We start from the raw sequence: 6,837 nt of genomic DNA, 5'->3' as shown, positions 1-6,837 counted from the left end.
CCCAGTTGCAGGTGCCGGAGCGCACCTCCCCACGCGGTGCGGCGCCGACGAAACGGCGCGCCGACGTCGAGGCGCTGCGCGTCGATGCCTACGCCCAACAGCTGCTGCCCTGCCAGTGGCAAACCGTCACCGTGCGCGACGGCACCAAAGGTCCGCTCAAGCTGGCGATGCACGTGAGGCGCGTCTGGCTCTGGGACGGCGAGGCCGAGACCCCGACCCAGCGCACCTTGGTGATCAGTCGCCGGCTCACCGACAACAAGCTCAAATACTCATTGAGCAACGACGATGCCATCACCACGCCCATTGAGCGGTTTGCCTATCGCCAGGCCCAGCGTTATTGGGTCGAGCGCGCGTTTCAGGAAGCCAAAAGCGAGCTGGGGATGTCCGACTACCAGGTCAGAAAGTGGTTGGCGTGGCACCATCATATGGCACTGGTCATGCTGTCCTTGTCGTTCTTGGTGAAGGAGCGTATTCAGCAAACAGCGTCCTGCCCACTGTTGAGTGCGCGTGACATCCGTTTGCTCATCATCGCCATGCTCCTCAATGATCCTGATGCGGTTGATCGGCGCATTGCACAGATGGATATTCGGCATGCACAACGACGTAAAGATATTGAGCGACATTACAGAGAAAATGATCCTGATAGCGCGAATGATACTGGTTGAATCAGGGGCTCTGAATTAATCTAACAAAGTAGTATTAGGGACCGCAGAGCCTGCATGTGACAAGCCCTCAGTCAGATCCTCTGTTGCCCAGATCGAAGTGACGCGCCTAGCTCGCCTAGTCCCTACCTAGCCACCCGCTCCAACACACCTAACATCTTCAACGCCAGCGCAGTGCGATCATACCGCGGCGCGGCGGCGAGGCAGTGCTCATGCAGTTGTTGGTAGAGGGCCTGATCCTCTGCCAAACGCAGTAAGCCATCGCAGAGGGCTTGGGCGTTCTCGGGCTCGAAGACCAAGCCAACCCCTTCGCGCTCGACGATCTCGGCGGACTCGCCCGCTACGCCGTGGAGCACCGGGATGCCCATGCCCATGGACTCGAAGAGCTTGGAGGGGATGACCTTCTGGAACGCCTTTTCCTTCTTCAGATGGATGATAGAAACATCGAGCAGTGACCAGTAGCGCGGCACCTCGGCCTTGGGCACGGTGTCGAGGAAATGCACGTTGGTCAGGCCCATCTCAGCGGCCTTGGCCTGCAGCTCAGGCTTGTGGGCGCCATCACCGAGCAGGATGAAATGGAACGGCTTCCCGTCGCTCGCTTGGACGACCGCTCCCGGTGCAGATGACCGAGCCGATGAAGCGGAACGCATGCGCTGGGCGGCCTCCAACACCGTCTCCAGTGCATGCGCCATCCCATGAGTGCCAATGTAGCCGGCAACAAAGGCGTCCTGCGGAATACCGAGCGTTTCCCGCAGTGCCGATGACGTCGGCAGCGGCCGGAAGCGCGTCAGGTCGATACCGTTGGTCACCACCTGAATCTTCGCCCCGTCGATGCCGCGACGGATCAGATTCTCGCGAAACGACTGCGTCACCGGTACAACCGCTGCCGCGCGCCGATAGAGAAACAGCTCCAAACCCTCGATCAGGCTGAGCAGACGGCCCTCTTTCAAGACCCCCACAGTCACCAGCGATTCTGGATAGAGATCGCGTAACTCGAAGACGTAGGGTCGCCAACGGAACACCGAAACCATCCAGGCCGAACAAATGGTGAAAAACTGCGGCGAGGTGCCGACAATGACATCCGGTCGTCGTATCACTAGGCCGGCCAGAAAACTGGTCACCATATAAGACCAGAAGTCCGGGAGTCGCTTCGCAAATCCCGCGTTAGCGGTCATGTACGACCAGACCCGCAGCACCCGCATGCCATCCATCGCTTCCCACTGCCAAAGGCGATTGCGATAACCCGGGTAGAGCTCGCCTTTCGGAAAGTTCGGCGCGCAGGTGATGACCGTGACCTCATGTCCAGCCTTCACCCACTCTCGACAGTGCTCAAAGGTGCGCGAGGCTGGGGCGTTGACCTCGGGGGGGAAGTTATCGCTGAGGAAAAGGATGTTCATGTGAACAGTGTCTCCAACGCCGCCACAATCCGCTCGCCGGTGCGTCCATCCCACAGCTCAGGCACCGCGCCGGTCTGCCAGTCGCCGGCAAACAGCCGCTCGAGCGCGGGCGCGAGCTTGGCCGGATCGGTGCCGATGAGGGCATTGGTGCCCATGCTGACGGTCTCAGGGCGCTCGGTGTTGTCGCGCAGCGTCATGCAGGGGACGCCCATCACGGTGGTCTCCTCGGTGATGCCGCCGGAGTCGGTGATGACGGCCTTGGCGTGCTTGACCAGGTAGTTGAATTCGAGATAGGGCTGGGGTTCGACCAGTCGGATGTTGGGGAAGCTTCCCGGCCGGAATGACGGGTCTTCTGCGAGCACCTTGGCGGTTCTCGGGTGTGCTGGGAAGAGCACGGGTAGGCCGCGGGTGCCGGTGGCGATGGCGCTGAGCAGGGCGTGGAGCTTCTCGGGCTGGTCGACATTGGCGGGGCGATGCAGGGTGATGACGAAGTAGCCGCCTGGCTCTAGGCCCAGCGCATCCCAGAACGCCGGTGGTCGCAGCCGGTCCATGTTCGCCAGCAGGGTGTCGATCATTGGTGTTGCCGACGAAGTGGATGCGCTCCTCTCCGACTCCAGCCTTGCGCAGGTTGGCGTTGGCGAACGCGCTGGTGGTGAAGAACCAGTTGGTGATGCTGTCGGTCACCATGCGGTTGATCTCCTCCGGCATGCTCCAGTCGCCCGAGCGGATGCCGCCCTCGACATGCGCCACCGGGATGCACAGCTTCTGCGCGGCGATGGCGCAGGCCATGGTCGAGGTCACATCGCCCACCACCAGGCAGAGCCGTGAGGGCGCTTCGAGCAGCAGGGCTTCATAGCGCGTCATGATCGCGGCGGTCTGCTCGGCCTGGGTGCCGGAGCCGACCTCCAGGTTCACATCTGGCTGCGGGATGCCGAGCTGGTCAAAAAAAGCCCCCGAGAGCCGGGGGTCGTAGTGTTGGCCGGTGTGCACCAGGCGGTAGCGCAAGAGGCCGCCCGCCGCTTCTCGCGCCTGTAACGCCTTGATGATCGGCGCCACTTTCATGAAGTTGGGCCGCGCGCCGGCTATGATGTCGATGAGCATGGTATTAGGCATCCATCAGCCTCCTGCCTTTTGGCTGTTCAGACTCGCGTTGGCGATTCCGACTCCCGCAAGAGGCGAGCACGCTGCGCCAACGACGCAACCGTTTCCTCCGCCCATTGATCTTGTCGCCATTGTGTGTAATCAAATCGCTCACGATTGATCAATGCGATGAATCGTTCCGCCTCGATAACGCCTAAGGATGCCGTCAACGAGCGCAGTCCGTCAGACCTGATCTCAGTATTCGTTCTCATTATGTCATCATTGGATGTCTTGGGTGGAGTTGCCCATTGTCAGGCGTGCATGGCTAAAGACAAGGGCGCAGGCCAAGAAGCAGAGCAAGTGGATTTCGTCATGCACTGTTTGAGATACCGAGACGGTTGCTGCACCCTAGTGTCTCCCCAAGGCATTTTGCGTTGACGTGGATACGAGAGATAAAGAAGCCTCTTCGAGCGTGTAAAGGCAACAAAAGCATTTCGCGACTCTTCGGCCATCTCTTTAGACTTACCTAAGGCGCGATAATCTGGAAAAACCCCTTCCGCCATTCCCGCGACAAAAATGACATCAAATTCTAGCCCCTTCGAGGAATGTACAGTCAGCAGGGCAACTCCTTCCCGTGCCGCCTGCTGAGTCGCCCCAAGGGCCTTATTGCTCATGAATCCTCCAACGCTTCGGTTAGATGGACCAGAGCGCAGATATTGATCCCATTCTTGGCCGAATACTGCGGCATCCTCATAAATAGCCCGCTTGTCTTCCTCTTCTAGAGTGTCAGCGTATCCCCTGATCACGTCGACTCCAGAACTCATGTCCAGCCGCTGGGTCCTCGCCGCAATAGCCACAAGCGCGTCCGTAACTGCCCTCGCCCTGCGCGTACCTGCAGAAGCAGCCATCGAAGCAATCCCATCAATCGCATTAGGCTCCCCAGTCAATGGCGGCAAGGATGTCTTCCAGCGGTTTGCCAAGGCAGAGAGGTGGAGCTTGTCCTTAGGATTGGCCATGACACGAAGCGCTAGCGCGAAGTCCTCCATCACCTCGGACTCATTTTCGTGGTTGGCCGTCAAGCGCTTGTAGTAGGGAATGCCGCGTGCCCTGAGCTCCGCCTCTACCGCCATCAGCGCGAAACGGGTACGCCCGAGAACCGCGCAACGCTCCCAGACAATGCTGCCCTCGACATCTTCGTGCCCCAAGGTGCGCAAGGTCTCGAGCTTATCAGCGATCAGCTCGGCCTCTTCCTGCTCATCTTCTCCGGTGAGCACCTCGACCAACCCCTGGATAGGCAGCTGCCCTTCAACCTGGTAGTTCGAATCCAGGGCTTTCGCGGCATCAACCACGGCCCTTGATGAGCGAAAGTTCTCTGTCAATTCGATTTCGTCAGCTTCAAACTCTTCGCGAAACCGCCACATAAATTCAGGGCTAGAGGTGTTGAAGCCATAAATAGACTGCTTCGGATCACCCACCATCATCAAATTGCGAAAAGAATCCCCGCAGAGAGCCATCAGGACCGAATACTGAGCCTCGTTCAGATCCTGGGCCTCGTCAATGCAGATAAAGCGGTAAAGTCGCCGATAGAAGTCGGCGATCTTCGGATACTCATTCAAAAGCCGGCAAGTCAGCAGGAGCAGATCATCAAAGTCGTAGGCCCCGCTAGCGCGAAGACCAGCATCGTAAGCCTCGAGTACACGTCTTCCAATCTCGTCATCGAAGCCTTCGAGTGCCGACGGATGAGCCTTAAGCCATGAGATTGATGCCAGCCACTGGTCAAGCTTGCGGGCAACGGCTTTCGAATTAGGCTCAGAAGCCAGTGCATCTGCAAGCAGTGGGTCCTGCTTGACCGCTTCGATCAGGATCTCCTTCCTGTCCTGATACTGCTCGAAGACCTGGGGAAGCGCCTCAACACCCACGGGCTTGCCACGCTCGGAGAGCAGCTCAAGACAAAAGCTGTGCATGGTGCCGACGAACGCCCTCTGGCTTTCGTTGCCAAGATCAGTCAGACGCTCCCTCATCTCGTTTGCCGCCTTGTTCGTAAACGTCAGCGCGAGAACCCGAAAGTGGCCCGGAACCTCGGTCAGCAGCCGCCGAATACGCTCCGTTAGAACGCGTGTTTTGCCAGTCCCAGGCCCGGCCACCACCAGCAGTGCGCCCTCAACATGCGTCACCACGCGGGTCTGAGCGGGCGACAGTCTCGCGCTACTCACAGGCCGCCTTCTCCAGCCTGTGTAAGCCCAAGATCGGAGGCCATCGTGTCAAATAATGCCTTGATCAGGGGCGGAAACCTTCGCGTCTCGTCGGTGATCGCACAAAGGGCCATCGCAAGCGGTTCGGCCATGCGTGTTTTTTTCTCAACCATGACATCGCGGATCGCTGTCTGACGACCGTCCTCGGACTTGTAGTCTCGAGTCTTATTTTTCTTTCCCCTTTTGCCGTGCATCGAGTCGATATAGTCGTCGAGAAAACGCTCCTTGCCCTGCACCCGATCGAAAGCCGCTTCGATTTCAGCCATATACCCCTCCGCCACCAAGTGAGTCTCGAAGTTGTTACCGTTCGAAATAACAAACACATTTTGGCAAGCACCGGCATCCGTATGACCAGACTTGGCGAGGGCCCGCTTCAAATGCTTGATCGTGTCGGTCTCGCCGTCGGAGAACACATACCAGGGAATCTCCAGTCGTTTTGCGAGCCAAATGAATGGAAAGTAGTTCGCATTGCCGCCGACACGAACGAAACTGAACCCTAGCTCGTGGATACTGCATCCCCAATAGGCTTCTGCCAAAATCGGTAACGCCTGCTCCTCGGTCTCACCTTCGAAGAAAACGACCGCCCGTGAGAACAGGAGATCACCACGGGTATTCACAACTCCTTGACGGAGTTTCCTCGCATCGTCGCCTTCGAGCTCCGACACCCTTAGCTTGGTCACTGTCGTTTCACCGTCTCGTCGGACAAAAAGCCGAAGGTCCTCTAACTGCGCCTGCCCAGCAAAATAGGGCGAATGCGTACTCACTATGCGCTGGCCAGGGATGGACTTCACCTGAGAGAAGAAGGACCTCTGGGCTTGTGGATGCAGATGCGCCTCTGGTTCCTCAAGTGCAAGGAGAGAATGGACATGATCACCGGCATCAGCCGCCTGCTGCCCCCGCCAAGAGGCAAAAGCACGGAAAACGAGAAGGGATGCCAGGCTGCGCGTTCCCATTCCATGTCGAGCCAGCGGAAACGGCTGTGAGCCCGGGGCCGCAAAAGAGACATCCACACCCTTCGAAAGGTCGCGCAATTTTCGGGCAACCGGAGAGATGTCGATTTCACCGCCCTCGGCCGAGACCACACGGCGGACATCGGCCAAGTTCTCCTTAAGATGGTTGAGAATACCGCTCTTGCTGACGAGCTTGTGGTTCAGGTCGGAGAGCGCGTTCTCAAAGGACTCCACGTCGGCGTCCGACAAACCGAGATCCTCTGTCATGCGGCGCCAGAACGAGCCCTGCTTGCGGATGTCGTCTTCCAAGTCACGCTTAGCGTCGATGTAGTGAAGCGCCAACGGCTCAATCTGAGCCGCATTGATCCTCATATATGGTCCGCCCCGCGATGCAAGAGCCACTTGACTGTTCAGCAGAAGGAAACGTTGCGGCCATATATCCGGCGTCGTGATGAGGTGGCGTGATCGCTCCTCGCGCCCTGATGGAATCCGCGCG

The 6,837-nt window shown here is 58.7% G+C and carries 3 protein-coding genes and 2 pseudogenes; 1 reads left to right on the top strand and 4 read right to left on the bottom strand.

Annotated elements, in window-relative coordinates; all coding sequences use genetic code 11:
• Nucleotides 1–665 (top strand): annotated as a pseudogene (locus CKO42_RS25240) (IS701 family transposase); the annotation flags it as partial.
• Nucleotides 666–787: 122 nt separating this feature from the next.
• On the opposite strand, the gene CKO42_RS25235 reads toward CKO42_RS25240, so the two are convergent.
• From CKO42_RS25235 to CKO42_RS25220, 4 genes and pseudogenes are all read right to left on the bottom strand, one after another.
• Nucleotides 788–2,059, bottom strand: a complete 1,272-nt coding sequence (locus CKO42_RS25235) for a glycosyltransferase family 4 protein (protein WP_200251575.1) — start codon at nucleotides 2,057–2,059, stop codon at nucleotides 788–790.
• Nucleotides 2,056–3,160: pseudogene (gene wecB / locus CKO42_RS25230) on the bottom strand (non-hydrolyzing UDP-N-acetylglucosamine 2-epimerase). The gene CKO42_RS25235 and the pseudogene wecB overlap by 4 nt, the downstream one beginning before the upstream one ends.
• 290 nt (nucleotides 3,161–3,450) lie before the next feature.
• The gene (locus CKO42_RS25225; protein WP_200251573.1) at nucleotides 3,451–5,352 is read right to left on the bottom strand and encodes a UvrD-helicase domain-containing protein; all 1,902 of its coding nucleotides are present in this window, start codon (nucleotides 5,350–5,352) and stop codon (nucleotides 3,451–3,453) included.
• A partial coding sequence (locus CKO42_RS25220; RefSeq protein WP_207148828.1) for an ATP-dependent nuclease occupies nucleotides 5,349–6,837 on the bottom strand: 1,489 nt, incomplete at its 5' end. The genes CKO42_RS25225 and CKO42_RS25220, both read right to left, overlap by 4 nt.

The sequence above is a fragment of the Lamprobacter modestohalophilus genome (genome assembly GCF_016583905.1).
GTDB classification, from domain to species: domain Bacteria; phylum Pseudomonadota; class Gammaproteobacteria; order Chromatiales; family Chromatiaceae; genus Lamprobacter; species Lamprobacter modestohalophilus.
Note: the sequence above shows the minus strand (reverse complement) of the source record. Positions and strands in the feature narration are given on the sequence as shown.

Bases quoted from the DNA above. Each gene is read 5' to 3' on its own strand.
- CKO42_RS25235 (WP_200251575.1), bottom strand. From the start codon at position 2,059: ATGAACATCCTTTTCCTCAGCGATAACTTCCCCCCCGAGGTCAACGCC.